This window comes from Ruegeria sp. D7, assembly GCF_056534355.1.
Map to the genome: position 1 here is coordinate 1 of NZ_JBQFPG010000012.1, position 25,912 is coordinate 25,912.

General features: G+C 54.1%; 23 protein-coding genes. 3 read left to right on the plus strand and 20 right to left on the minus strand.

Annotation, left to right across the window (positions count from 1 at the left end):
- The 4 genes from ACRZ9U_RS15690 to ACRZ9U_RS15705 all read right to left on the minus strand — a co-directional run.
- Window positions 1–221, minus strand: a 221-nt coding sequence (locus ACRZ9U_RS15690) for an ATP-binding cassette domain-containing protein (RefSeq protein ID WP_480902336.1), incomplete at its 3' end; no start/stop codon positions are given.
- Between the two features lie 9 nt (window positions 222–230).
- Window positions 231–1,148 carry an ABC transporter permease subunit gene (locus ACRZ9U_RS15695; protein ID WP_170403821.1) on the minus strand — a complete coding sequence of 306 codons (918 nt, stop codon included), beginning with the start codon at window positions 1,146–1,148 and terminating at the stop codon, window positions 231–233.
- A 12-nt stretch (window positions 1,149–1,160) separates the two neighbouring features.
- Complete coding sequence (gene oppB, locus ACRZ9U_RS15700) at window positions 1,161–2,084, minus strand: oligopeptide ABC transporter permease OppB (RefSeq protein WP_170403824.1); 924 nt, start codon at window positions 2,082–2,084, stop codon at window positions 1,161–1,163.
- 89 nt (window positions 2,085–2,173) lie between these two features.
- Window positions 2,174–3,796 (minus strand): peptide ABC transporter substrate-binding protein, encoded by a 1,623-nt coding sequence (locus ACRZ9U_RS15705; protein WP_170403828.1) that lies wholly within the window; start codon window positions 3,794–3,796, stop codon window positions 2,174–2,176.
- 292 nt (window positions 3,797–4,088) lie between these two features.
- Here ACRZ9U_RS15705 and ACRZ9U_RS15710 point away from each other — a divergent pair, with 292 nt between their 5' ends.
- Window positions 4,089–5,156, plus strand: a complete 1,068-nt coding sequence (locus ACRZ9U_RS15710; protein WP_170403831.1) for a LysR family transcriptional regulator — start codon at window positions 4,089–4,091, stop codon at window positions 5,154–5,156.
- A gap of 58 nt (window positions 5,157–5,214) precedes the next feature.
- Window positions 5,215–6,126 (plus strand): glutaminase, encoded by a 912-nt coding sequence (locus ACRZ9U_RS15715; RefSeq protein WP_170511028.1) that lies wholly within the window; start codon window positions 5,215–5,217, stop codon window positions 6,124–6,126.
- Window positions 6,127–6,609: 483 nt separating this feature from the next.
- Here the strand turns inward: ACRZ9U_RS15715 and ACRZ9U_RS15720 are convergent, their stop codons facing one another.
- The 14 genes from ACRZ9U_RS15720 to dctP all read right to left on the minus strand — a co-directional run bounded on the left by ACRZ9U_RS15720 (window position 6,610) and on the right by dctP (window position 21,971).
- Entirely contained in the window at window positions 6,610–10,194 is a 3,585-nt protein-coding gene (locus ACRZ9U_RS15720) for a hydantoinase B/oxoprolinase family protein (protein WP_170403839.1), read from the minus strand.
- 71 nt (window positions 10,195–10,265) lie between these two features.
- Complete coding sequence (locus ACRZ9U_RS15725; RefSeq protein WP_170403842.1) at window positions 10,266–11,549, minus strand: TRAP transporter large permease; 1,284 nt, start codon at window positions 11,547–11,549, stop codon at window positions 10,266–10,268.
- A 4-nt stretch (window positions 11,550–11,553) separates the two neighbouring features.
- Window positions 11,554–12,117 carry a TRAP transporter small permease subunit gene (locus tag ACRZ9U_RS15730; RefSeq protein ID WP_480439428.1) on the minus strand — a complete coding sequence of 188 codons (564 nt, stop codon included), beginning with the start codon at window positions 12,115–12,117 and terminating at the stop codon, window positions 11,554–11,556.
- A 64-nt stretch (window positions 12,118–12,181) separates the two neighbouring features.
- The gene (locus ACRZ9U_RS15735; RefSeq protein WP_170403844.1) at window positions 12,182–13,219 is read right to left on the minus strand and encodes a TRAP transporter substrate-binding protein; all 1,038 of its coding nucleotides are present in this window, start codon (window positions 13,217–13,219) and stop codon (window positions 12,182–12,184) included.
- Window positions 13,220–13,239: 20 nt separating this feature from the next.
- Window positions 13,240–14,055, minus strand: a complete 816-nt coding sequence (locus tag ACRZ9U_RS15740; protein WP_170736357.1) for a putative hydro-lyase — start codon at window positions 14,053–14,055, stop codon at window positions 13,240–13,242.
- 86 nt (window positions 14,056–14,141) lie between these two features.
- On the minus strand, window positions 14,142–15,023 hold the full coding sequence (locus ACRZ9U_RS15745; RefSeq protein ID WP_170403851.1) for a LysR family transcriptional regulator: 882 nt from the start codon (window positions 15,021–15,023) through the stop codon (window positions 14,142–14,144).
- Window positions 15,024–15,393: 370 nt separating this feature from the next.
- Window positions 15,394–15,999, minus strand: a complete 606-nt coding sequence (locus ACRZ9U_RS15750) for a flavin reductase family protein (RefSeq protein WP_170403855.1) — start codon at window positions 15,997–15,999, stop codon at window positions 15,394–15,396.
- Window positions 16,000–16,049: 50 nt separating this feature from the next.
- Entirely contained in the window at window positions 16,050–16,685 is a 636-nt protein-coding gene (locus ACRZ9U_RS15755) for a YbhB/YbcL family Raf kinase inhibitor-like protein (RefSeq protein ID WP_170403858.1), read from the minus strand.
- Between the two features lie 55 nt (window positions 16,686–16,740).
- The gene (locus ACRZ9U_RS15760) at window positions 16,741–17,274 is read right to left on the minus strand and encodes a YbhB/YbcL family Raf kinase inhibitor-like protein (RefSeq protein ID WP_170403862.1); all 534 of its coding nucleotides are present in this window, start codon (window positions 17,272–17,274) and stop codon (window positions 16,741–16,743) included.
- 103 nt (window positions 17,275–17,377) lie between these two features.
- On the minus strand, window positions 17,378–18,193 hold the full coding sequence (locus ACRZ9U_RS15765; RefSeq protein WP_480902345.1) for a helix-turn-helix transcriptional regulator: 816 nt from the start codon (window positions 18,191–18,193) through the stop codon (window positions 17,378–17,380).
- A gap of 55 nt (window positions 18,194–18,248) precedes the next feature.
- Complete coding sequence (locus ACRZ9U_RS15770) at window positions 18,249–19,034, minus strand: maleate cis-trans isomerase family protein (protein ID WP_480613314.1); 786 nt, start codon at window positions 19,032–19,034, stop codon at window positions 18,249–18,251.
- A 24-nt stretch (window positions 19,035–19,058) separates the two neighbouring features.
- Window positions 19,059–20,375, minus strand: coding sequence for a TRAP transporter large permease (locus ACRZ9U_RS15775; RefSeq protein ID WP_480902347.1), 1,317 nt, complete (start codon window positions 20,373–20,375; stop codon window positions 19,059–19,061).
- Window positions 20,376–20,377: 2 nt separating this feature from the next.
- Complete coding sequence (locus tag ACRZ9U_RS15780; protein ID WP_170403869.1) at window positions 20,378–20,926, minus strand: TRAP transporter small permease; 549 nt, start codon at window positions 20,924–20,926, stop codon at window positions 20,378–20,380.
- Between the two features lie 64 nt (window positions 20,927–20,990).
- Window positions 20,991–21,971, minus strand: a complete 981-nt coding sequence (dctP, locus tag ACRZ9U_RS15785) for a TRAP transporter substrate-binding protein DctP (RefSeq protein ID WP_170403873.1) — start codon at window positions 21,969–21,971, stop codon at window positions 20,991–20,993.
- Between the two features lie 149 nt (window positions 21,972–22,120).
- Here dctP and ACRZ9U_RS15790 point away from each other — a divergent pair, with 149 nt between their 5' ends.
- Window positions 22,121–22,744: a GntR family transcriptional regulator gene (locus ACRZ9U_RS15790; protein ID WP_480902351.1), complete on the plus strand. Its 624-nt coding sequence runs from the start codon at window positions 22,121–22,123 to the stop codon at window positions 22,742–22,744.
- 591 nt (window positions 22,745–23,335) lie between these two features.
- On the opposite strand, the gene ACRZ9U_RS15795 is transcribed toward ACRZ9U_RS15790, so the two are convergent.
- Both ACRZ9U_RS15795 and ACRZ9U_RS15800 read right to left on the minus strand, forming a co-directional pair.
- On the minus strand, window positions 23,336–24,724 hold the full coding sequence (locus tag ACRZ9U_RS15795; protein ID WP_480902354.1) for an AlbA family DNA-binding domain-containing protein: 1,389 nt from the start codon (window positions 24,722–24,724) through the stop codon (window positions 23,336–23,338).
- Between the two features lie 298 nt (window positions 24,725–25,022).
- Window positions 25,023–25,730: an IS6 family transposase gene (locus ACRZ9U_RS15800; protein ID WP_170403879.1), complete on the minus strand. Its 708-nt coding sequence runs from the start codon at window positions 25,728–25,730 to the stop codon at window positions 25,023–25,025.
- Window positions 25,731–25,912: the final 182 nt, after the last annotated feature.

A 25,912-nucleotide genomic window follows, 5' to 3' on the forward strand; every position in this document is an offset into this window, starting at 1 on the left:
ATCTCGGTTCCGTCGAATTTGACCGATCCGGACACCCGCCCGTTGCCGGCGAGCAGCCCCATGATTGAAAACGCCGTCTGGCTCTTCCCTGATCCGCTTTCTCCGACGATGGCCAGAGTCTTCTGCTCTCCGAGCGAAAAGCTGACGTCCTGCACGGCACGTACCGGCCCGTCGGGCGTGTCGAATTCTACAGAGAGGTTTTTGACTTCTAGCAAGCTCATGAATGGTCCCTACCTGTCTTTGGGGTCCAGCGCGTCGCGCAGGCCGTCACCGATGAAGAAGAAGCAAAAGAGCGTCACAATAAAGAAAGCGAGCGGGAAGAAGAGCTGCCAGTAGGTGCCGTATTGCAGGGTCGAGGCACCTTCCGAGATCAACGCTCCCCAGCTTGTGTTGGGCTCCTGAACTCCGAGGCCAAGGAACGAGATAAAGCTCTCGGTCAGGATCATCTGAGGCACCAGCAGGGTGGCGTAGATCACGATCACACCCAGCAAGTTCGGGATGATATGCCGGATGACAATCACATGGTGCTTGACCCCGATAGCCAGTGCCGCCTCGACATATTCTTTGGATTTCAGGGTCAATGTCTGGCCGCGTACGATCCGTGACATTTCCAACCAGGAAATCAATCCGACACCCACGAACAGCAGCCACATCGAGCGGCCAAAGACGACCAGCAGCAGGATAAGCACGAACATGTAAGGGATCGACATCAGGATATCGACTAGCCGCATCATGATGTTGTCGGTGCGCCCGCCTACATATCCAGCTGTCGCGCCATAGAGGGTCCCGAAGGTGACGGCGATCAACGAACCGACGATCCCGACCATGAGTGAAACCTGCGTACCTTGAACGACACGCGCAAAGAGGTCTCGGCCAAGTTCATCGACGCCGAAATAGTGGCCGTTTCCTAGCGACGGCGCGCCCAACGTAGCAATGTCGCCCAAGACGCTCCAGTCCACTTCTTCGTTGTTCCATGCGGTAAAAAACGGGCCAAGAACGGCAACAAGGCATATAAAACTCAGCACGAATAGGCTGATCACAGCGGCCCGGTTTTGCAAGAACCGGCGGCGCGCGTCCTGCCAGAGGGATCGCCCTTTTGTCGGTGTTTCCACGTGGCCGTCAGGAGCTGCAATGGCGGTGTCAGACATGGTGCGGCCTCCTCATAGTTTGATCTTGGGGTCAATCCAGGCGTAGAGGATGTCCACGACCAGATTAAAAAGGATGGTTAGGCAGCCGATCAGGATCGTGATCCCCATCATCACCGAATAGTCCCGGTTCAGCGCCGAGTTTACAAAGGCCTGCCCGATACCGCCGGTGGTGAAATAGAGGTCGATCACAACAGATCCGGTGATCATGATCACGAAGGTCGGCCCGAGGTAGGAAATCACCGGCAGCATCGCCGGCTTCAAGGCGTGCCGGAAAAGGATTGCACGCGCCGACAGGCCTTTGGCGCGCGCGGTTCGTATAAAGTTGCTGTGCATCACTTCCAACAGCGACGACCGCATGATCCGGGCAATCGACGCCATGAAGCTGGTCGACAATGCGATCACCGGCATGACCAGGTAGGGCCATTGCCCACCGTTCCACCCACCGCCGGGCAGCCATCCGAGCCATAGCGTAAAGATCAGCACGAGGATCGGCGCCATGACAAAGTTCGGCAGCACCTGAGCGCCGATAGAAACACCCACGGCAAAATAGTCCAGCCACGAGTTCTGGTTCAGCGCTGCCGTGATGCCCAAGGCGGACCCAAACACAACGGCAACCACAAATGCGATCGACCCATAAGTCAACGTCACCGGAAAACCCTGAGCGATGATCTCGTTTACCGTCCTATCCTTATATTGAAAGGACGGACCGAAATCGAACTGGGTGACGACACCCACAACGTAGTTCCAGATCTGGAGCGGAAGAGGATCGTCGAGATGGTACTTGGCCTCGATGTTGGCCAGCACTTCGGGCGGCAGGGGTCGGTCAGAAGAAAACGGGCCGCCGGGTGCGGAATGCATCAGCAGAAAGGAGAAGATGATCAGAACAAGTAGCGTAGGAATCGCGGATAGCAGACGTCTGAATATGAATTCGGTCATTGGGACCTCCCGCGGAAAGGGAATGTTTGGGGCGAATTCGGGATGAGGTGCCGGACCAGAGACGTGGTGTGCGGTCCGGCGCTGCCCAGTCAGTCAGCCGCGAAATAGAGCACGCGCGAGTACCATTTCTGCTCGACATTCCCAACGGGCCAGTTCCTAAGATCGTCGTTCATCATGTAAACGCCTGCGTAGTGATAGATCGGAATGATCGGGAAGTCGGTGGCCAGGATTTCCTCGATACGCGTAAAACTTGCAGACGGATCGGGGCTGGTCTTGGCTTTTTCCAGCAGTGCGTCAACCTCGGCATTGGCATAGCCCGCATCGTTATATGCGTGTGTGCTGCTCATCAGGTCCAGGAAGGACGATGCCAGGTTATATGGCCCGCACCATCCGGCGCGGCCTATGTCGAACTGCTGGTTCGAACGCGCTTCGAGGAAGGTTTTCCATTCCATGTTTTGTAGGACGGTATCGACACCCAGCTTCTGTTTCCACATCTGGGACGCAATGATCGCAATCTTCTTGTGCGCCTCGCTGGTATTGTAAAGAAGATCCAGCTCAATCTCTTCGCCAGAGTAGCCAGCCTCGGCCAGCAAAGCCGAAGCGCGCGCGTCTCTTTCGGCTTGCGTCATTCCACGTGCCGAGCTGTCTGGGCTGACGAAGTTAGCTGTCGCCTCGGGCGTGAAGGTGTAGGCCGGAAATTCGCCACCCTGCAGGATCGCATTGGTGATCACCTCTCGGTCAATGGCCAGGTAAAGCGCCTCGCGAACACGCGGGTCCAGCAGTGCGGGATGCGTGTTTTCCGTCATGTTGATGAAGTAATAGTAGGCACAGAGACGCGGAAAACTAACTGCGTCGTCTGGGTGTTTTTTGCTTAGGGCATTGTATTGCCCGGTAGGCACCTCTGTGCGATCCAACTCACCGGCGAGATAGCGCGTCAGGGCACCGTTGTCGTCACTGATGACAAGAGCCTCGACCCTTTCCAAAATCGTGTTCTGGTCGTTCCAGTAAAGCGGATTGCGTTCGCGCACGGATTTTTCTTGGGGGACATGTTCGGTCAGAACATAAGCACCGTTTGATACGATGTTCCCGGGCTTGGTCCAGTCGGACCCATGCGCATCGATCGCCCATTTTGGCGACGGAAATGTCGGTTCGCTCGTCGTCATCAGCGGAAAGTGCCCCATGCTGTTTTCCAGCTGAACTTCCAGTGTGCGGTCATCCAAGGCTTTCACACCAAGCTCGGACGGATCCATATCTCCGGCCATAACAGCTTTGACATTCTTCAGCCCCATTTCTTTAGCGAACCAGGAATAAGGAGAGGCCGTGTTCGGATCGGCAAGTCGCTTCCACGAATACTCAAAATCATGGGCGGTCACAGGTTTGCCATCCGACCATTTGGCGTTGTCACGCAATTGAAATGTGTAGACGGTGTTGTCAGCGTTCGCTTCAAAATGTGTGGCGACACCAGGCACCAGATTGCCATCTGCGTCCTGGTTCATCAGCCCTTCGAAAAGGTCCCGAATGAATTCACCGCCTTGGACATCTTCCGCCAGTTGCGGATCAATCGAGGCAAATTCATCACCGACGCGGTATGTAAACACCTGCTCGTCGGCTAGTTCTTCATTGGTGACAGGATGGACATCCGCGATTGAGGGCGATGCAAGCAGCGCCATGCTGATTACGGAGGACAATGCAAGTGCGCGGTTCGAGATCATGTTTGCTCCGAGTATGTACAGTGGCATCAGCAAAAAGAATGCGCAGGACTTCACTTGGTCGCTAGTTTGCCAGGCCTTATCTTGTGCCTTGCTGTGCCTTGTGGTTCATAGTGGTCGGAGTGGTAGCAAACATTTTCCCTTCGGAATCCTGCTGAATCATCAAGGTACTTGACCTTACGTCAGCAATACAAATTTTTCGCATTTATCCTAAGATGTTAAATGGCGGCGAGCGCCGAGCGGTTTCTTTGCGACCACCGCTTATTTGAGCGCCTCCAACTTGCGAAGCGATGGCGTGCACCGTAATCTGACGCCTATCGGAACTTCGCCGGTATTGGTCGGGAATCGCGTTTTTTTACCTGAAGGATCCTCAACGAACTGTTGGCCACACTATATTGGATCATTCCTCGAAGAGGGTTGGACGATGACATTTAGGCAGCTTCAGGCGTTTCTGCTCGTGGTGCGAACTGGGACATTGGCGGCCGCCGCTGAACATATGGGGTTAACACAATCGGGTGTAAGTCGACTTGTCACCGAACTTTCGCGAAATGTAGGGTTCGAACTTTTTACTCGCGTGGGCCGGGGCGTAACACCAACAGTTCAGGGTATGGCCTTTTTTAGGATCGCTGAGGGTGTCTACGATAGCGCCGAATCGCTACAACGCGCTGCTGCTGAAATCCGTGCAGGGATCGAAGATCGGGTTCGCCTAGCCTGCCTACCGACTATCGGCGCCGCGGTATTGCCCTCGGTTCTAGAGTCATTTCATCAGAACTACCCAAATGCCTTCGTCGACATTTATGATCAGGATGCCAAAGAAACTGTGGAAGCTTTCTACGACAAAAAGCTCGACTTTGCCGTAACGCACAAAGTTGGTCATCTTGAAGGGATCCATACCGAAGCCTTTGCAACGGCCGATTATGTGTTCGCTGTGCATCAGGACCATGAGCTAGCCAATCTGAAGGTGATCAAAAATACAGATCTCAGCGGGCATAGTCATGTGGGGTTTGAAAGCGAAACGATGTTCTTACCCAATGATGACGAAACCCGGTTGATTGGCGAAGCGTCTGGCAGCATATCCAAGCGAATCTGGTGCCAATCATCCGTAATGCGGTACGCGCTGTTGGCCAACAAACGAAACGTCAACATTGCGGAACCATTTTCACTGCCGCTATTTGCACCGCATGGCGTTGTTGCACGCAGGTTCGAACCGCGGGTTACCATTGAGATGGAATTTGTGATGCCAATGGAAAACACAAATGTGTCTATGTATGTCGTCCTCAAACGAGCATTTCGCAATGCCACATCTGAATTTGCGGCCCGTCACGATCTGCCGATCTTTGTAGGAGGTGCAGAGAAGCTGTAAGCTAGGCCGGCCCCGGTGTGCTGAACAACAACGTCACTGCTAAAATTAGGATTGGCTGATGCTCGACTTACAGGCGCTGCTGACAAGCATATCAGATCGAATCTATCACGAAGCGGATTGGGGACAGCCTGCGCAGTACATTCCGGATCTTGCTGAAATTGAACCCGCCCAATTTGCTATCAGTGTCTGCTTGGCAGACGGGGCGACGTATTCTGCGGGGCTGGCCAATCAACGGTTCACGATACAAAGCATCTCTAAAGTCTTTGCACTTATTGCAACCTTGGGAAGGATCGGCGACCAATTGTGGGCACGGGTCGATCGCGAACCCTCAGGTACTGCTTTCGACTCGATCGTTCTTTTGGAGAGCGACAAAGGCCACCCCAGAAACCCGTTTGTGAATGCAGGCGCTATTGTTACCACAGACGCCCTCCTGTCTGGCCGTGAGCCCAAACTGGCTTTGGCCGAAGTCTTGAATCTCGTGCGCGCAATGGCCGAGGATGATGACATTCATATCAACGGCGCCGTGGCCAGATCCGAGCAAGAGACTGGGGCCAGAAACAAGGCACTCGCTCATTATCTGGCGTCTTATGAGAACCTTTTTAACCCGCCCGATTTGGTCCTTGGAACGTACTTCCATCAATGCGCAATTGAAATGACAACCATCCAACTTGCACGAGCCGGTCGCGTTCTTGCCGGTTTGAAGGGATCGCCAAGAGTGATGTCCCTAAATCACGCGCGACGTGTCAACGCGTTGATGATGACCTGCGGTCACTACGATGGTTCCGGCGACTTTGCATTTCGCGTTGGATTGCCAGGGAAAAGTGGCGTAGGTGGCGGAATTCTCATTATTGCACCCAACGTTGCTTCCATCGGCATTTGGTCACCGGGATTGAATTTCTACGGCAATTCAAATGCTGGTACACGGGCAGCCGCCTATTTGACTCAAGAAACCGGATGGTCCGTCTTCTGAAATAATCAGTGAGTAACCGTTGCTCCAAGATAGGACAGTTTCGTCCGCGACCCGTAAGTTGCCCGCTCTAATCTCGTTGTGTCCTGAACGAATGGCCGGTTTTCACGCTGCCGCGCAGCGCTTAGAAGGGTGCAAGATCAGCAAGGTAGTTTCTTCGTACGCCCGTAGCACAAACTTAGTTCTTCTCCTTCAGACTCCTTTCAGTCCTCGGATGCAGCGCTGCATCAGCTGGAACTAATCGAGTTGCACTACGACGGGTGGCCCACAGCTGCATTCCATCCACCAGTTCGATGTTGCTAAACAGATCCCAATGCGACCGTTCACGACACAAGAGATAGCTGATCAACAGTAGGCCAACACCGCAGAGCGAAGCTGGCCTCAGCTGTTTTTTCCGTAGCAAAAGAAAGCGTTTTCACAATATCCTGAGCAAGTCAAAGGCACCTTTGTATTACGAAAACCCTTCTTTCGTCGTATATCCCCAACTTAAACCGGTTTGTTTGGTTGACCGAACCCACCGCCGCCGGGTGTTTCCATTACAAACTCGTCTCCCGAATGAAGAACTGACTGGTCGTTGCCACAGAGCTTTTGTACGGCTCCGTCGCTACGGACAATTGCGTTCTGTCCCGTCGCGCCGGGGGCGCCGCCTGAAGCACCGTGTGGATGGGTATCCCGGTGGGACGAAAGGATGGTCACGGTTGTTTCTTCTAAGAACCGCAACCGCCTGCGGATACCGTCGCCACCTTGAAACTCACCGTTCCCGCCTGAACCAGAGCGGATCGAAAACTCCTCCAACCGTACCGGGAACCGGCTTTCCAGAACCTCCGGGTCCGTCATGCGGGTGTTTGTCATATGGCTGTGTACCGCGCTCGTACCGTTAAAGCCCTTGCCGGCTCCGGTCCCGCCGCAGATGGTTTCGTAGTTTTGATAGGAGGCATTACCGTAGACAAAGTTGTTCATCGTGCCCTGGCTGCCGGCAATAACCCCAAGCGCGCCATAAAGGGTGTCCGCAATGGCTTGCGAGACTTCTGTATTGCCGGAAATGACTGCCGCGGGTGCGTTGGGATTGATCATCGTGCCAGCCGGAACAATCAGTTTCAAAGGTTTCATACAGCCTTCGTTCATCGGAATGTCGCTGCCGACCAACGTTCGGAACACGTACAAGACAACGGCACGGCAAATTGCCAGCGGTGCATTGTAGTTGAGGGGCGATTGATCGGATGTGCCCGAAAAATCGATAGTGGCGGTTCGGGATTCCCTGTCTACCGAAATTGCCACTTCGATTTTTGCCCCTCCGTCCAATGGGTAGGAAAAACTGCAATCTCGCAGGACGTCGAGAACCTGTCGCACGCTTTCCTCAGCGTTGTGCTGAACGTGCCCCATATAGGCGTGGACTGTTGGCAAACCAAACTGCGCCGATATTTTGCGCAGTTCGGCTGCGCCGGTCTCGTTCGCTGCAATCTGTGCCGCAAGATCCGCCATGTTCTGATCGACATTGCGACACGGGTAACGCCCTGAACCCAACAGGTCGCGCGCCGCGCCGTCTCGTAATTTACCCTGATCGACCAACAAGAAATTGTCGATCAACACGCCTTCTTCTTCAATGTGGCGACTGTCGGGCGGAGCCGAGCCAGGGGTCTTACCTCCGATGTCAGCGTGATGGCCGCGCGAGGCGACGGTGAACACGATTTTCTCACCTGCTTCGTCAAAAACTGGGGTGACGACGGTAACATCGGGAAGGTGGGTGCCGCCATTATAGGGGTTGTTCATCATAAACACGTCACCTGGACGGATTTTGCCCTTGTTTTGACGTAGGATCGTACGAACACTTTCCGACATCGAGCCCAAGTGCACGGGCACATGCGGTGCGTTGGCAACCAGATCACCGTTTTGGTCAAATATCGCGCAGGAAAAGTCGTACCGTTCTTTGATATTCACTGAATACGCCGTATTCGCGAGCGTTGCCCCCATCTGTTCGGCTATAGACATGAAAAGGTTGTTAAACACTTCCAGCATAACCGGATCGACATTTGTGCCGACTGCTTCAACCCGCTGCAGCGGTGTTTCACGCGTCAGGACCAGGTTGCCACCGCTCAGACAGGTGGCGGTCCAACCGTCTTCGACGACATTTGTTCCAGTTGGTTCGGTCAAGATCGCCGGGCCTTTGATCGATTGACCAATGCCAAGCTGCGTCCGATCAACAAGGGGAACCTGTTGGTGGTGCCCGCTGCAATAAAGCGTCACCGGAATCCGAGCGGCGTTGGTTGCGTCACTATCGGGCAAAGTGACCTGCTCACCCGTCTTTCCAATAGCCTCTGTCACCAGCATTTCGATGATCAGATCGCTGGTATCCGGCGCGAATCCAAAGCGCTGCTTGTGCGACACGACAAATGCGTCGCGCATCGAAATCGGGTCGGAAAATGGCACCGACAGACTTTGCTGAGCGTCCGCGGGACGGATATGGGCAGTTGCTGAGATCGAGATATCTACCTCTGCCACGCCCTGCGCCGCAACCTCGGCCCTGGCGGACTTCGCCAGAGCATCGCAGATATTCTGTGCCTCTGGATCCAGAATAGAGGACTGGAACTGATGTTCCCGGATCGCTGTGATGTCCGCCAAACCCATACCAAAGGCTGACAAAACGCCCGCATACGGGTGGATGAAAATCCGTTCCATCCCCAACGCGTCGGCGACCAGGCAGGCGTGCTGTCCCCCGGCACCGCCAAAGCAATTCATGGTATATTTGGTAACGTCGTAACCGCGTTGCACACTGATTTTCTTGATCGCATTTGCCATGTTCTCAACAGCGATGCGCAAGAACCCTTGGGCAAGTTCTTCAATCGACTTATCCGTACCCATTTCAGCCGCCAGCGCTTCAAATTTTCTGCGCACAATTTCCTTATCCAACGGTTCGTTGCCTTCATGGCCGAAAACCGACGGAAAATGATTGGGCTGCAGTTTGCCAAGCAAAACATTGCAGTCGGTGACGGTTAGCGGGCCACCGCGTCTATAGGCAGCAGGTCCGGGGTTGGCGCCAGCACTTTCCGGCCCGACCTGCATCCTGCCATCACGAAAGGACAGGATAGATCCGCCACCTGCGGCGACCGTATGGATCGACATCATCGGCGCACGCATCCGGACGCCGGCAACCTCGGTTTCAAAGAATCGTTCATATTCACCGGCATAGTGACACACGTCCGTAGACGTGCCGCCCATGTCGAAACCAATCAGTTTGTCAAAGCCGTGATCGGCAGCGGTGCGTACCATTCCGACGACACCGCCCGCCGGCCCGGACAAGATGGCATCACGACCCTGGAAAAGATCGGCGTCGGTCAAGCCGCCGTTAGACTGCATGAACATCAATTGATCGCACCCGCCTTCATCGGCGCCCAGAGCTGTCGCTACCTGCTCTACGTATCGACGAAGAATGGGTGACAAATAGGCATCAACCACTGCGGTGTCTCCGCGGCCCACCAGTTTGATCAGCGGGCTCACCTCGTGGCTAAGCGAGATTTGTGGAAACCCAACGGCACGCGCCAGCTCACCAATCAGTTTTTCATGAGCGGGATACTGAAAGCTGTGCATCAACGCGACAGCGACGGATCGGTACCCGTCCGAATAGGCCTTTTCCAACGCGGTTTTCGTTTTGTCGATATCCAGCTGTGTCACGACCTCGCCATCTGCCGCGACACGTTCCTCGACTTCGACTACGTCTTCGTACAGAAGCTCGGGCAGCTGGATGTTCAGGTCGAACAGGCGCGGACGGTTCTGATACCCGATCCGCAAAAGATCGCGCAGCCCCTTCGTTATGAACAGAATGGTTCGTTCGCCTTTCCGTTCCAGCAGCGCGTTGGTCGCGACCGTGGTTCCCATCTTTACCGCACGAATTGACCCTTTTGGGATGTCCTGATCGCTTTCCAGACCCAGCAATTCACGAACACCTTGTACAGCGGCGTCGGCATAGCGTTCAGGATTCTCGGACAGCAACTTATGTGTCTGCAAACTTCCATCCGGCTTGCGTGCAACGATGTCGGTGAACGTGCCACCCCGATCTACCCAAAACTGCCACATGGACATAACTCCTCTGCTTGCCGGCCAAACCGGCATTGAATTTCATGAAGGGGGAAGGAAGCCTCGGCGGTTTAGTACACCAAGGAAGGCAACCAGGTTGCGAGCTTCGGAAAAACCAAAAGAAGCCCGAGCATGACGAACATGGTAACAACAAATGGCAATGCGCCGCGGATCACATCCATCATCGGTCCTGCTTTCCTGATCCCTTGCACCACATAAAGGTTGATCCCTATCGGCGGTGTGATCAGAGCGGTTTCCAGAAGTACCATCAACAAGATGCCAAACCACACCGGATCAAAACCCAGCGCCACAACGATCGGGGTAACCAGCGGCGCCATGGTCAACAGCATGGACAACGTCTCCATGAAGCAGCCGATCAGGATCAGCACCGCGACGATCATCAACATGGTTTGCGTTGGGCTCCAGCCCAGCCCTGTGACAAAATCGGTCAAAGCCTGGGTCAGGCCGATTATTGAAAGGACAAAGTTCAGGAACACCGCAGCTATAATGATCAGCATGATCATGGCGGTCGTGCGCATTGTGCCTTCGATTGCGTGACGCATGGTTTCCATCGACATCTTGCCGTTGAACGCCGCAAGCGCCATCGAGGCAACAACGCCCAATGCTGCGGCTTCGGTAGGCGTAGCCAGACCTGCGTAAATCGAGCCGACGACCACCATGAAGATGCCAAGAGGGGGGATCAGTGCAGGAAGCGCAGCAAGCCGCTCTGCCCAGCTGTGGCGTAATTGGTCCCCGCCCCATTCCGGCCTGATCATGCATGCCACAACGACGGTTGCCATGAACAACAGTGCCAGCAGAAATCCAGGCAGAAAGCCCGCCAGATACAGTTCCGGCACCGAAGTATTGGTCAACAAACCATATAGGATCAGGTTGATCGAAGGCGGGATGAGAATGCCGAGCGTTCCTCCGGCAGCCACGGTGCCGAGAAACAGCCGCTCGTTGTAACCCCGTTTTTTGATCTGCGGCACAGCCACCGTTCCGATGGTTGCGGCTGTGGCTACGGATGACCCAGACGTGGCCGCGAACAGGGCCGAGGATCCGATATTGGAATGCATCAACCCACCCGGCAACCATCCAAGCCATTTGACAATACCGTCGTACATCCTTTCGGTGATGCCAGCACGCAAAAGGATCTCTCCCATCATTACGAACATCGGGATTGCCACCAGCAGAAAGTCCGTGCTGGTCTGCCATGCCATATCCGATATTGCGCGGTGCAACGGCATCGGGCTGTCGGTCCATTGCAGGATCAGGCCCAGCCAACCCAACGAGGCGGCAATAGGAACGGCCAAACCGATGAGGGCAAGTAGGATCAGGAGTGTCTTGATCAGCATCGGTCTATACCGTCTCGTCTTCTATTTGTTCGTCCAGGGATTTCACGCCGATCAGGTCCTGCACTCCGGCCAGATCGCCTCGTAAGTATTGTCTGATCGCGGCCAGAGCGATCAGAACGCCCGAGCCTACAAAGAACATCCAACCCAAGAGCCACGGTATCTGGGGAATGGCCAACGGTACGCGCATCGGAGTAATCGACCGGGAACCGTTAGCCAGCGTGTCGGCCACCATACCCCACACCATCACAACGATGACCAAGGCAAATCCTGTCAAAAGCACGAGGCCAAACAGGTTGATAATTGGGTGCAGCACCTTGGGAATTGCTCCGAGCAGGGCGTCAACCCGGATATGCGCGCGTTCAAACAGCGCAAAAGACATCGCCAACGCGGTTGCCACACCGAAGGCATAGCCCGAGATTTCGTCCGCCCCGCCCAGCGAGATGTTGAAAACTTTGCGTAGAAAGACTTCGAGAGTGATGAGGAAGGCCGAAAACACGATCAGTGTACCACCCAGCCACGTCATCCAAAGGCTCAGCCTTCGCGCGCCGCCTAAGAGCTTGTCTAACATTTTGATTACCTGATGTTTTGTGGTGGGGCGGCGGGAGTTTGACCGCCCCACTGAATCGGCCGGATTACTTGGCTTCGGCTTTCAGGCCAAGGATCGGGCCAACGGTTTCATTCCAGTTTGCAGCACAATCGGCGCCGCAGCGTTCCGCCCAACGGGCCAGCACGACATCGGTCGCGATCTTGTCCCGTGCGGTCAAATCGTCTGCCGTGGGTTCGACGAGCGTCATGGATCCGGCTTCACCGATTTCACATGTGCCGCCGGTGATGCAGGAAATCGCAATATCATCTTCGGTTGCCGTCTCTGCCCACATGGAGTCCGTCAGAACCGCGAGTTCGGTTTCCAAGAGTGCCTGTTGTTCTGGCGTCAGGCTGTTCCATTTGTCCAGGTTCATGGCTCCGAATGCCAGACCCCAGCCAACACGCAAGGTATAGGCATGAGTGGCCACCTGGTTCCACTTGGCCGTATAGGCTGACATGGTGCCGGTGATCGCGCAGTCTACGACACCTTTTTCCAGCGCCGGAATAACCTCGGAGAAGGCGACAGTTACGGATGTGCCCCCGACACCTTCTACAAAATCACCCAAAGTCGTCGAGTAGACGCGGATCTTTTTGCCTTCCAGATCGGAAATTCCGTTCACTTCAGCGTTGCACCAAAGGGTTTGGCTTGGGAACGGGTACAGCATAAGCAGCTTGGCGTTGTAGATCTCTTCGAACGCCGAGGACAACGTGTCGAAATAGGCGTCGGCCACCTTACGCTGCGTGTCGATGTCCTGTGTCAAAGTGGACAGATCAGCGCCTTCGAAAATCGCATTTTCGGCGGCGACGTAGCCGGGCAAGCCAAAGGCAAAGTCGAAGACACCGTTCTTGACCATGCGCATGATCTCGAAGCCCTTTAGCCCCAAACCGGATTGCGACTGGATTTTTCCGACTATTTCGCCGCCCGATGCCTCGTTGAGCCGTTGGTTAAAGAATGGCTCTTCGTGTTTTTGGTAGTTGGTCAGGCTGGACCACGTTCCTACTGCGTTCAAAACCACGGGATTGTCGGCAAACGCTGCGGTTGCTGAGACAGCGAGCGCGCCGAGAGTTGTTGCGAGTTTCTTCATCTGGTTTCTCTCCTGTTGTATTATTTTGATTGATAGATGGGTGTTTCAGCGTCATCCGCGATGTCGGTGATCAGCATGTGCCCCGGCTTGTGCGTGATCGCGATTGAAGGTTTGGCATTCTTGATCGCAGCCTGTGGTGTGACGCCACAAGCCCAGAACATTGGCGTGGTGCCGTCTGAGACCGGAGCCGGATCGCCCCAGTCCGGGCTATTTATATCGGCGATACCAATTTTCTCTGGCTCGCCCCAATGCACCGGCGCTCCGTGCGCCAGAGGAAATTTGCGTGAGATATCGACAACTTCGTCTACCCTGGCATCAGGGATCGCCCGCATACTGACAACCATTGGCCCCTCGAAAGGACCAGATTTGATCGTTTGGATATTGGTCACGAACATCGGCACTGTGCGGTCGTTTTCGATGTGCCAGAGCGGTACGCCGGCCTGTTGCAATGCATGTTCGAAAGTGAATGAGCACCCCAAAGCGAACGCCACAAAATCATCGCGCCACAGTTGCTTGAGATCATGAACCGTGTCGACGTGGATGCCGTCGCGATATACGTAGTAAGCCGGAGTATCGGTGCGGATATCAATATCAACTCCCAAGGTGTCCATGTTTGGATTGCCCGTATCGGAAACGCCGACAATCGGGCAGGGTTTTGGATTTCGCTGGCAGTAGCGCATGAAATCCAACGCGTAATGTTCGGGCAAAATCGCCAGATTGGCCTGCAGGGTATTCCCGCCCAATCCGGCTGTGTGACCGCGATAGGCCCGTGACCTGATCTGCGCGCGCACAGACGCTGTTGTCGCAGATTTCAACGGCTCAAACAGATCGCTCATTACGACCCTCCCTAGTTTGGAATACGTTCGTGCGACTAGGGCATAAAATCAAATTGTATTATTTTTGCCTTCTACATAATATATTTTTATACCTGTTGAAGCGCTACATCTCGGGCGATGACCGCTGCGGCCTCAAGCAGATGATTGCGCGGATCACCCAGGTAAGAGGCAGAAAATTGAAGAGGTTCGGGAACCCAGCCCGGGTCGAATTCGACCAGCTTTCCCTCTTGCACCAGCTTCTTCGCTAGCGAGATCGGCAGCGCGCCAACACATAGCCCGGCCTCGACCATCCGAAAACAAGAAGACAAAGAAGAGGACGGGAACAGGGAGATTTCGGAACCGAATCGTTCGAAAAGTGCGGCCCTCAGTTCCCGGTACGGCCGGGTGTTCTTGGCGTAGGTCGCGATTGGGATGCCAGCCAGATCGACGTTTTGCCCTAGAGTTCCGCCTGCTGCCTGAAACCAGGCCAGTGGTACATCCGGAAGCACCACGTTGTCGACCGTGTAATCTGAGACCGGCCCAAGCAGAATACCCAGATCGATTTCACGCCCCAGCAACTGATCCCGGAGGTTCAATGAAATGTCGACGCTGATCTCGATCTTGAGAGACGGGTACTTTGCTCGCAATGCGCCGACAAATTCGGGCAGCCAACTTTGAGCGATAGTCTCGGACACGCCCAGGCGGATCAACCTGTCAACGGCGCTCGTATCCACAACGTGCTCTTCGACCAGATCTGAAAGGTGCTGAAATTGCTCGGCATAGTGGACAAGCATATCGCCACGCTTGGTGAGGCGCATGCCAGCGCTTTCACGTTTGAACAACGACGTTCCCAAACCATCTTCCAAGGACTTGATGCGAGTAGTCACGGCAGGCTGCGTCAGGTTAAGTACTTCGGCTGCCTTGCTGACACTGCCGAAGCGCACAACAGAAAGAAATGTTTGTAGATGTTCGAGTTTGAGCCGAGCCAAGTTGATCGCTTTCTGCTAAGAACGGTCCTGATCTTACTATCGTATTGTCTACGTTTGAATTGTCAGAGGCTATTGATGATGAACTTGTTGAATATTTATAGGAAACCAGACTTCCATTGAAGGTAATACGGCAATGGGATCAGATAATTACGGCCCTTAGCAGACCTTGGGCACCCTCTCCATATGCTGCGGTCGCAATATGCATAGCTGCCGTTCGCTGCAGTGTGGCAAGGCCATTGGTCAAAAAACTTTCTAAGCGCAACAAAGCTACTGATGGCCGACTTAAGGCAATTTGCCACACTGGGAGTTTTGTATCTGTCTGACTGGCGTAGCCAGAGAAAAACTCAATTCCTCTGCCCTTTGAAGAGACTTAAGCGCTTGGCCGCTTGAGGCTGAACAGCTCTGTCACACGCGCATAGTCCTGATAGCCCAAACGTGCCAAGGGTTGGAACTTGGTAACATCGAAGATGCCATTGATCAGATATTTCTCGTTGAGGTGAATGCCTGTGACTTCACCAAAGGCTACGATATTGGAGCTGCCAGGCAGGTCTACAACCTTGGTCAGTTTACACTCCATACTCGCAGGGGCGTGGGCCACACGTGAACAAGGGATCGTTTCGCATTCAGTGCGTTCGAGCCCGGCGAGTTCAAATTCATCGACATCGCGGCTCGCCAACAAAGAGGTCTTGTTCATCGCGTCGCGCATTTCGTGCCCAACTACGTTGACACAGAACACCTCGGTATCGATCACGTTGCCGATAGAGTCTTTACCGCGTTGGCGATCCTCTTTGCTGGACGTTGATGCAAACATGACCTGCGGAGGGGAGTAAGAGACACCGTTGAAGAACGAATACGGCGCGAGATTTTCCGACCCATCCGTCCCGCGGGTGGAAATCCAGCCGATCGGGCGTGGTGTGATGAGCGCGTTGAAGGGATTGTGTGGCAGACCGTGGCCGTTTCGCGGTTCGTAAAACATGGGTTGTCCCTTGTCGAGCGGGAGCCTCCGTTTCAAGAGGCTCCCGGCAATTAGACTGCTAAGGCAACTACGTCGGGGTTCATGCTGTAGGTCCCGATATGGGAGGCTTGCCCCAGAACGCGACCTTTCATGGCAGCCAACGCGTCTGCCCCGGTAAAGGGTCCGTGCAAATCCAGCTGGTCGATGTCCAATGCGTAAACAGTAAAATAGTAGTGGTGGATGATGCTGTCGTTCCAAGGTGGGCACGGGCCGTCATAACCGCCGTAATTCCCGCCCATTTCACCATCGCCAGCAAACCAGTCTGTGTAGCTGTTGATCCCCGTTTTGCCGTAGGAACGCTGGCCGGCGGTTTTGCCTTTGGCCGTCACACCAAGACTGTCTGCGCCCTCTAGAATCTCGGATACATTCGCTGGAATGTTCACAACAACCCAGTGGTAAAAATCAACACGTGGCAGATCGGCTGGAACCCTTCTACCCTCTTGATTAACATCGTCTCCGGAGGATGGAACATCCGGGTCATGGCAAATGAGAGCGAAAGATTTTGTACCTTCGGGTGCGTCGCTCCATGCGATTGACGGGTTTACATTGCCGGACAAGGCAAAGCGACCTTCGGCAGGGATCTGTCCAAACGCGAACTTGGCTGGGATCGGTGAGCCGTTGGCAAAGCTGTCGATCGTGATTTTCATCGGTATTCTCCGTGAGGAATCGTTACGCCACGGGGCCACCCCGAGGCGCAAGAAATTAACGATTGTAGACGGCTGTTATGGTTGAGGAAGCCAGACTGTTGGCGTTCACCATGAACCCGGCCAGTGCATTGCTGACGGAGTCGTCCAGCTCCAGTGTCGTGCCGAGAGCATGAACCGTGAAGTTGTAGCGGTGCACCTCACCCGGCGGTGGGCATGCGCCGCCGAAGCCTTCCGCGCCATAATCGTTGGTCAGTTCCACTACACCTGTCGGGACCGCCGCGCCGCTGGGCAATTCACTTACATTTGCCGGGATGTTGAAAGCGAACCAGTGCCACCAGCCAGAACCAGTTGGCGCATCTGGGTCGTAGACAGTGACCGCGTAGCTTTCGGTACCCTCGGGTGCACCAGACCAAGCCAACGTCGGAGCAATGTTGCCGCCTTCACAGCCAAAGCCTTGAAAAACCTGGGCTGCGTCAAGCTGGGTGCCTTCTGCAATATGGGGGCTGGTCAGTTTGAAGGTGTCCGCCACAACAGGGGACGCCAGACCACTTGCGACCAGCATGGGCGCAAGAAGAGATGTGCGTAGCATTGTTCAGTTCCTTTCCTGAACTTTCGTGTTGTCGATGGAGCTAACTTAGACACGACGCACAAGTGCCGCCTCTGACAGCCACGCAAATAATGTCGAAATTCGATCAACCTTTCGCGGAGCGGATGTCTTTTGGCCTAATTCCGAACCTATTTTGGAAAGCGTCCGAAAAATGAGATGGCGTTTTAAAACCGCAATCCATTGCGATTGCGGAGATTTGGCTGTCTGTGGTTTGCAGCAAGCTCAACCCTCGTTCCAATCGCGTGTGCAATAGAATCTTTGCAAACCCCTGACCTGTTTTTGACAGCCATCGTCGCATGGTGGCTTCGCTCATCGCGAAATGGTCGGCGACTTCCCCGGCCATCCATGGATGGCTAATGTCTGTTTCGATCAAGCGGCGGACTTGACTGATTGGATCGTCTTCAACTTGCGTCGGCAGATTGAAACCCTGTGCGCGAAGCCAGAGTAAAGGCTCTAATAGTCGATGCTGTTTGATCATTTCCGGAAGTGAAGCGTTGTTCAGCGTATCGGTGATCAAGCTGAGGATATCAGACGGGTTGTGCTCTGAAGCTCTAACAATTTGGACGCCCTTTTCAGCTCGCGTTCTTGACATATCAGAGAAAACGCCCTTCACCTGGTCATGGGAAAAGCAAACTCCCAAAGCACGGTAGGTTTCATTCATGACCGGCCGGTTTTCCATGGTGACCATGGCGCCCGGTGGAAAGATCATCAAATCCCCTTCTTCGCCAAGCATTTCGCCTTGGGTCGGGTGCAGAACGTATTTGCTGCCGCGTTGAATAAAGAACAGGAAAGTCAGCCGAAAATAGAGTTCCGTAAACGTTGCTGTTGTCGCTTGAGTAATCGGATAGATGGATACCTGATGCGACACTTCTAAAGCTTCAGTTTTCGGTTCACGGTTCACGATTTGGTCTCGCTTGGAAATACGCTGCCCCACGGGAGAGCAGCGCAGAAAATAATCAGGCCACTTCTTGCAAGGACGCTGTCATGCCGTTTGACAGCAGTGCACCGCCGCCCGGTGCAACCTCAGTCAAATCCAGACGACGTAATATTTGGCGCGTCGTTGCAACGGCGGCTGACAGAGTTGGAAGTCCGGACGCACGTTCAATCATTTCGACTGATGGGAGCGACGGCATTTGGACACAGGCAGATGCAACAATGGCATCGACACCGCGCGTATCAAGCTTGCGCCAAAGCTCGGCAGGAGCTGTTGGGTCTTGTGACGCGACTTTGAGGTTGTCCGGAATTTCCAGTGCAAGGAAGTCCTGCACTTCGATACCCTCGTTCTCGATATAATCCACAACCATTTTCGTGAGCGGCTTCATATACGGGCAGATGATCGAGACCTTTTTGATCCCGAGATCCTTCATTCCATCGATGAGCGCGCCCGCAGAGTTCAGGACAGGAGTTGGGCATCCATTGTCGACCGTCGCTTGATTGAGTTTGACTTCAGATTTTCGGTGATAGCCCAACCCCATGGACATAATCGCAACCAGACACGCATAGGCCTGCACTTCGACTGCTGCGTCGGACAACTCGACCGCGCAACGCTGGCTGTCGGCGTCCATAGCTTCAAGCTCTTCCTTCACCACACTTTTCATCCGCATGCGGGACGAATGAAACGCGAAACGATCGGGCAGGATCGTCTCCCGCGCTTTCAAAAGCGCGGGAATTTCCGTTTCCATGGTGACGTTGGAGCTGGGAACAATCAGGCCAACGCGGCGGTACTTTGTAGCAAAAGACATGGTCTTTCCTTTCAGGAGATAGGGTTAGAGCGCGGGGCCCATGACGGCTTCGGGCAACCAGGTTGCGATGCCCGGGAAGACACAAAGCAAGATGATGGCGATCAACATGCAGGCAACGAAAGGGAGGGAACCGGTCAGGATGGTCTTCAACGAAATATCCGGGGCGATACCGTTGATGACATAAAGATTCAGGCCAACGGGTGGAGAGATCAGCCCGATTTCCATGTTGATCGTCAGGATCACGGCAAACCAGATCGGATCAAAGCCAGCAGTCGTGATGATTGGCAACAAGATCGGAGCCGCCATTAGGATCACCGCGACCGGAGGAAGGAAGAAGCCCGCAATGATTAGGAAGATGTTCACAGCGATCATCAAAACCCAAGGGTTCACGTCCAGCGTCCCGATCCAGGTCGCAATGCTTTGCGTGATGAAAAGGCTCGACAGCATGTAAGAGAACACGCCAGCGGCTGCGATGATGAACAGGATCATCACGCTTTCCTTGGTGCTGTCCTGCAGGATCATCCAGATTTTGCGGATATCCCAAAGCTTGTAGATGACGATGGCCACGACAAGACACAGGATTGCGCCGACTGCTGCCGTTTCTGACGGCGTGGCAACGCCGCCGTACATGGTGTAAAGCACGCCGATGATAATGGCGACGAACGGCACAACACGCGGCAGAACTTCGAATTTTTGCTTCCAGGAATAACTGCGCGCGGTCAGCAGCGCGGTATCGCCGGATCGCCAGGTCGCGTAGAGCGACCAAACCACAAAGAGCCCCACCAAAAGCAGGCCAGGAAAGACGCCTGCCAGAAACAGACGGCCAATTGAGGTCTCCGTCGCGATCCCGTAGACGATCATTGTAACCGACGGTGGGATTAAGATGCCGAGCGTACCACCTGCCGCGATAGAACCCGTCGCGATCCCTTCCGGGTAGCCGCGTTTGCGCATTTCTGGAATGCCCATCTTACCAATCGCGGCGCAGGTTGCGGGGCTCGAACCAGACATTGCAGCGAACAATGCGCAGGCGCCCAGGTTCGAGACCACCAACCCGCCGGGGACGCGCGTGAGCCATCTTTCGAGTGCTTCATACAGGTCCGCGCCTGCTCGCGTTGATGCAATCGATGCCCCCATGATGATGAACATCGGGATCGAGAGAAGCGCAAAGCTGTCGAGCTTTCCAAAGAAAATCTCTGGCATCAGTTCCAACGACCGAATGCCGTCAAAGACCAACAAGAAACCAGCAGAGACGATCATCAAGCCTACGGCAACAGACACGCCAGAGAAAAGAACGAGGATAGTGCAAACGCCAACAAGGGCGCCAAGGATGAGGGGGTCCATCGTTATGCCTCCAACCCAAATGGGGTTTCAGATTTTGTAAAAAGGGCAACAAGATCAGCGAGAAGTTGGAGAAGCAACAAACCGAAACCGACAGGTAGCGACAGATACGGGATCCACAGCGGAACGGCTGTGACCGTGTCAGATGTCCAACGACGCTTGTAGGCAAAGTGCCAATACTCGTAGCCGTAGAATAGCAGCACCGCCGTGATGATGATGGACAAACTGAGGGTCAGAACTGCAAGGCCAAACCGAGCGCGCCCCCGCAGTGCCAATGGGATCAAGTCAACATTGACGTGCCCCCGCTGATATTGAACGAATGGCAACCCGACCAGAGTTGCGGCGATGACGAGATAGACGACGATCTCTGTTTGCCACACAGTCGATCCATTCAGGACAAATCGAACAAAGATCATCTGACAAGTCAGAACGACAGCTGTCAGGATCATCAAAGCAGAGCACCAACCGGCGGCGCTTGAAACTTTGTGGATAGATCGAACGATTTGGTTGTCACTTGTTGTTCGAACAATTGCTGCAGGGGCGTGTCCGGACATGGCGGGCGTCCTTTGCTTTCGTGAAAATGTTGTCCGAGGCGCATTGGCCCCGGACGCAACAGGGCTATTCGACGGCCAAAGCGAGATCCAAAAGCTCCTGACCGCCGGGAACTTCGGCGACAAAAGTGGCATATGACGTCTCTTGCGCCAGCGTTTGCCAATCTTGGAAGTCCTCCACGGTCATTTCAGCGATCTCCACGCCGGCCGCGCTGAAGACCTCAACCGATTTCGCGTCCTGAAGCTTCGCCTGTTCGAGGTAATGTGCCTCGGCTTTCTCCGCTGCGGCGAGGAGTGCGGCCTGCTGCTCATCCGACAAGCCTTCAAACGTGGATTTGTTCATCAGAAGCGGCTGATACAGGAACCACAGCGCAATGTCGGAGGCCGGCGTATAACACGCGACCTGTTCGAAAATCCGGTAGGACACAAATGAAGAAGATGATGTGTTTGCTGCGTCTAAAACACCCGTCTGCATGGCCGAGTAGATTTCTGACGACGCCATCGACGTAATCGATGCACCCGCCCCTACCAACATTTGCTCAAAAGACTTTCCAGCGGCGCGGGTTTGCAGTCCTTCGACATCGGAAGGATTAGTGATGCATTTTTCCTTACCGACAAAGCCGCCTGCAAGATAACCATGCACAAGAACCATAACGTCATCTTCGGCCATCTTCTCTTCGAGCGCTTCCATGAAGGGAGACTGGCTCAAACGCGCGGCATGATCGTGGTTTTTTACGAGACCCGGCATCAGGGTGAGGTTGAATGACGGTTGTTGCCCACCTGCATATGAAAGCGGGAAAACCGTCATATCAAGCTGCCCCCGTGACAGTGGCCGATACTGTTCGCGCGGCTTAAAGAGCGACTTGGACGGGAAGATCTTGATCTCAAGATCCACATCCGCGGCGGCGACTTCATCAGCAACGATTTGAGCGACCTCATGCCTGACATCTGCGGTCGACCATTGGTGAGAGAGACGCAGCTCTTCCGCCTGTGCGTTGCCCGCAAAAAGCGCCAAGCCCAATGCAGTTGATCGTGCAAAATATTTCATTGTGATTCCTCCTTGTGGATTATTACATGGCTTATATGTATACATATAGCAACTAAAAAAATCCTGTTGATGCCTTTTTGTATGGAATTGGAATCCGCTGCACTGTATGAAAATGTTGGAAAGGAGCAGCCATGCCGCGCGCATCAGATATGCTTATCGAGCAGATAAAAAACGAGATTTTCAGTGGGTTACTGAAGCCTGGCGATCAGTTGGAAGAAGCTGAACTATCCAAAAGATTTGGTGTCAGCCGCACTCCAATACGTGAAGCGATTAGATCAATGGTGGATGGCGGGTTTCTCGAAACGAGGCCTCGCAAAGGTGCCATAGTTCGAGTTTTGTCTGCGAAAGAACTGAACGATTTATTCGAAGTCGCTGCGGAATTGGAAGGGATGGCGGCGCGATTAGCCAGCGAGTCTTTGACGCTTTCACACAAGACGTCGATCCAAGAAGGCTTGCAACAATGCAGGGACGCAGCCGCGAAAGAAGACCCGACCGCCTACGCCGCTGCAAACCTTGTATTTCACGCAGCCATTCACAGAGCAGCCGGAAACGAATGGCTGATCGATCAACTGGAGCGACTTCAAGCTCGCATAAACGTCTACCGGCTGTTGCCATATGAAGTTGTCGGTCGGCTGGAAAAATCGGTCGAAGAGCATGGGCAGATTGCCGAAGCGATCTTCAACAAGGATGGAGCAACTGCGAACACTTTGATGCGCGATCACATTATGCTGCAAGGCGCACGACTGCCAAGTTTGCTGAAAGCCTTGGAGTAATTCGCTTGAAGCACCATTTGAGTTTTGGGTTCATAGCGGCCCCTTGCGGACATCTGGCAATACACCACGCGCTGCATCGCAGCTTCCTGAAAGCCGACGTTCGGACTTTGCATCTTTGCGTTGGAAAACTATGCTGCCGTTGTGAGTGTTTAGCCTGACAGGTCTGGTAGGTTGGGGTTCGATTCCCCTTCATGTTCTCTGTCTCGTTGGCCTTCTGACCTTCATTGCCCTTTGGGGCCTGGCTTATGCCGTTGAACTGTCAACATCGAATGGAAAGGAGAACCATATGAGCAAAGAAACAGTCCGAAAGATCGAGAAACCAAAACTGAAACTGGCTTCGGCCATGACTACAACTTGGGCTATCGGGACGGGCGCATGGTCTGGAGCGGCCCTGTCAGGCTAAGCACTCACAGCCCACAGCCGCCACCCAACACCACTACGAGATGTCGCAGTCGCAGCCCGCATTCAGGCCATTCGCCGCAAGCTCGAAATCCCGCTTGCGTTGAACTCAAATACTGCGGGACAAAGCGCACAGTGATTTACGTTAGTTGGCTTATGCGGTTGGCCGCAGGTAACCTCTTCTTGCCAAAATCACAGCTTTACAAAACGAGGAGCCAATCTCGACACCAATCCCGAGTCGCAGTCATGAAAACCGAACAAACTCAAAATTGGACAAGATAATTCGGCGACAGCATCATGCCAACTGGCAGAAATGACAGGTAATTCCCAGATACCACCAGTTGTCCGTTGATCTGCGCGCGACACTCGACCAGGAGACCAGTGGACGCCATTGAAGTCGTCGATTTCGCGATGAGCAAGTCCTCGCCAAGTACAACGAAATGCAACCCTTGTGCCTTCGTAGCGATCGGCCATGACACGCGCATGGGTCACCAACTCAGAGGTTTCGCGTATCACGGTCTCGGGACTAATCCACGTACCCGCGGCGCGCCCGGTACCCTCGACAGATCGCTGCCGATCTTCGCGATAGGGGCGGATAATTGTTGCGCGACCATCAACCGTGTATCGCCAGAAGTCGGGCAGGCTCAAATCGAAATCTCCGTCTCCTATTAGGTTGCTTTCAAGTACATCGACCCCAGAACCGTCCTCGAATTCAGGATGCAATGCAGCCGCAATTTCAGGTCGCCTAAATGGGTAGAACATGCTCCAGCCGGTCCAAACAGTTTTCCGAACATCACGGTTCGCCCGTTCTAGTTCCGTCTGAAGTTCCCCTGCAGGAAGCCGGCTGCTCTCTTCAGTCAAGATTGAATAGCTAAGCTGACAGTGGTTGGTTCGAACATCGACCAACCAATTGAGATCGGCAGCGCGTTCAACTATCGATTGCCAGCGTAAGTTACTCTTTTCATGCCAAGTCTTCAGCTGCTCCGAAACGGAAGGTGAGCGCTCCACCGTTTGAAGTTGAACCGCACGCGCAATGTCTGACAGCATTGCATTGCGGTCAAATACGACGCAGCGCCGGATAAGTGGCTGCCAGTCCTCGACACCAACGGCGGCTTCACTCTTTGGGCCCGGTTTACGCACATAGTAAACTCCAGCGCGAATTCCTTGCGGTTGACCTTTAACGTTATGCGGGCCGTCGGCTTTGGCACATATTGGGGTAGAACCATGCGAGGGCACTCGTACAACGGGATAAGTTAGGTTTGAGCCAGATGAGATTAGTACGACATCACATTGAAAGGCTGGAGACAGAAAGCGGTTAATTATTGCTCCAAAGGTGTCTCGGTTGTAACTAGACAGATCAGTTGGTCGGTTGGGTGCGATGCTCTCGTCGTCACAGAAACCAAATACTAGGTAACCCCCACCAGAATTGGCCAAAGCTGCGATGTGCTTTGCAAGCTTTGCCTGCGCTACCCTTTCGGTAAGTTCGACCCACTCCTTTAGCTCGATCTCGAGAGTTTCCCGAGGGTAGTCAACCAAATCCTGCAAGTCGGATTGATCAACGCCCAACATACTTTTGACCATTTCTGTCCCTTCCGGTGAACTTGCGGAAATTGTATCGCCGATCGCGCTGGCACGTACGACCCAATCGGCGGAATAAGCCCCCTTGAATCATGGAGAAATCGTGGCGGTTTCAGTTTGGCTGTTCACCGATGAACCAAAAATGGGGAGGTATCGGTAGTCGGTAGTGTCGGCATGCCGCTAGGAACATCGGAATCAGTCCAAAGCGAACCGCGCTTATACTGTTGATGTCAGGGCACTCTTTGATGGGTGCTGTCAGACTAATTCGAACCAGTCTCAGTTTGCCACGGAAACCGCGAACCTATCCCGAACAAAGTTGACGCCACTCGGCAAGGGCGGCGGCGCGGGTCAGCTTGAAGGTGTCTCGGCTGGTGAGCGATCTTTCTTGGTTGAAATGGTTGTAGACGGAGGAATGGACGGCGGCGAATTTCTGCAAACTTCGCATGCGCCTAAAACGTTGCATGGCGCGTTCGCGTCGTCGAAACGGCAGATGCGAATTCTCGACGCGGTTGTTGAGCCACCGGCCCGTCTGTTGTTTTTCGAGCGCGCCCAATTCTGTGAGCGCAGCCTTGTAGGAAGCGAAGCGATCTGTGACGATCTCTTCGGCGCAACCGTGCCGTTTCATCAATTTCTTGAGGAATTTCAATGCCGCCTGCTTGTTTCGACGCTTCGTGACGACGGCCTCAAGCACTTCACCTTCTTGATCGATCGCACGCCAGAGGTAGTGGCGTTTACCGTTCACTTTCACGAATACTTCGTCTACGTGCCACTTCCATTTTGAAAAGGCTCGGAGTTGCTGAACCCGTTTTCTTCGGATCTCTGATGCAAACATCGGGCCAAACCTGTTCCACCAATAGCGGACAGTTTCATGGCTCACGTCGATGCCTCGCTCGTGCAGCAGATCTTCGACATTCCGAAGCGAGAGCGGGAACCGGATATACAGCATCACCGCAAGGCGGATGATCTCAGGGCTGGTTTTGAAGTACTTGAATGAGGCAGATTTGGTCATGGGCAAAAGCTACGAAAGCCCCCTGCCCGCCTCAAGGCAAGTTCTTCTGACAAGTCCGTTCGAAGCACCTGTTCAATTTCGATAGTAGCCAAGCAGACTTTGTTGCCGGAAAAGCCCGCTGCGCTATCACAGTTTTCAAGGTTATCGGTCGAATCTGCAGTCTCTATGAAATCGGCGCGCTG

Bases quoted from the DNA above. Each gene is read 5' to 3' on its own strand.
- ACRZ9U_RS15735 (WP_170403844.1), bottom strand. From the start codon at position 13,219: ATGAAGAAACTCGCAACAACTCTCGGCGCGCTCGCTGTCTCAGCAACC.
- ACRZ9U_RS15725 (WP_170403842.1), bottom strand. From the start codon at position 11,549: ATGCTGATCAAGACACTCCTGATCCTACTTGCCCTCATCGGTTTGGCC.
- ACRZ9U_RS15775 (WP_480902347.1), bottom strand. From the start codon at position 20,375: ATGGACCCCCTCATCCTTGGCGCCCTTGTTGGCGTTTGCACTATCCTC.
- ACRZ9U_RS15705 (WP_170403828.1), bottom strand. From the start codon at position 3,796: ATGATCTCGAACCGCGCACTTGCATTGTCCTCCGTAATCAGCATGGCG.
- ACRZ9U_RS15790 (WP_480902351.1), top strand. From the start codon at position 22,121: ATGCTTATCGAGCAGATAAAAAACGAGATTTTCAGTGGGTTACTGAAG.
- ACRZ9U_RS15730 (WP_480439428.1), bottom strand. From the start codon at position 12,117: ATGTTAGACAAGCTCTTAGGCGGCGCGCGAAGGCTGAGCCTTTGGATG.
- ACRZ9U_RS15780 (WP_170403869.1), bottom strand. From the start codon at position 20,926: ATGTCCGGACACGCCCCTGCAGCAATTGTTCGAACAACAAGTGACAAC.
- ACRZ9U_RS15750 (WP_170403855.1), bottom strand. From the start codon at position 15,999: ATGTTTTACGAACCGCGAAACGGCCACGGTCTGCCACACAATCCCTTC.
- ACRZ9U_RS15800 (WP_170403879.1), bottom strand. From the start codon at position 25,730: ATGACCAAATCTGCCTCATTCAAGTACTTCAAAACCAGCCCTGAGATC.
- ACRZ9U_RS15795 (WP_480902354.1), bottom strand. From the start codon at position 24,724: ATGGTCAAAAGTATGTTGGGCGTTGATCAATCCGACTTGCAGGATTTG.
- ACRZ9U_RS15715 (WP_170511028.1), top strand. From the start codon at position 5,215: ATGCTCGACTTACAGGCGCTGCTGACAAGCATATCAGATCGAATCTAT.
- ACRZ9U_RS15760 (WP_170403862.1), bottom strand. From the start codon at position 17,274: ATGCTACGCACATCTCTTCTTGCGCCCATGCTGGTCGCAAGTGGTCTG.
- oppB (WP_170403824.1), bottom strand. From the start codon at position 2,084: ATGACCGAATTCATATTCAGACGTCTGCTATCCGCGATTCCTACGCTA.
- ACRZ9U_RS15720 (WP_170403839.1), bottom strand. From the start codon at position 10,194: ATGTGGCAGTTTTGGGTAGATCGGGGTGGCACGTTCACCGACATCGTT.
- ACRZ9U_RS15770 (WP_480613314.1), bottom strand. From the start codon at position 19,034: ATGTCTTTTGCTACAAAGTACCGCCGCGTTGGCCTGATTGTTCCCAGC.
- ACRZ9U_RS15695 (WP_170403821.1), bottom strand. From the start codon at position 1,148: ATGTCTGACACCGCCATTGCAGCTCCTGACGGCCACGTGGAAACACCG.
- ACRZ9U_RS15755 (WP_170403858.1), bottom strand. From the start codon at position 16,685: ATGAAAATCACGATCGACAGCTTTGCCAACGGCTCACCGATCCCAGCC.
- ACRZ9U_RS15740 (WP_170736357.1), bottom strand. From the start codon at position 14,055: ATGAGCGATCTGTTTGAGCCGTTGAAATCTGCGACAACAGCGTCTGTG.
- dctP (WP_170403873.1), bottom strand. From the start codon at position 21,971: ATGAAATATTTTGCACGATCAACTGCATTGGGCTTGGCGCTTTTTGCG.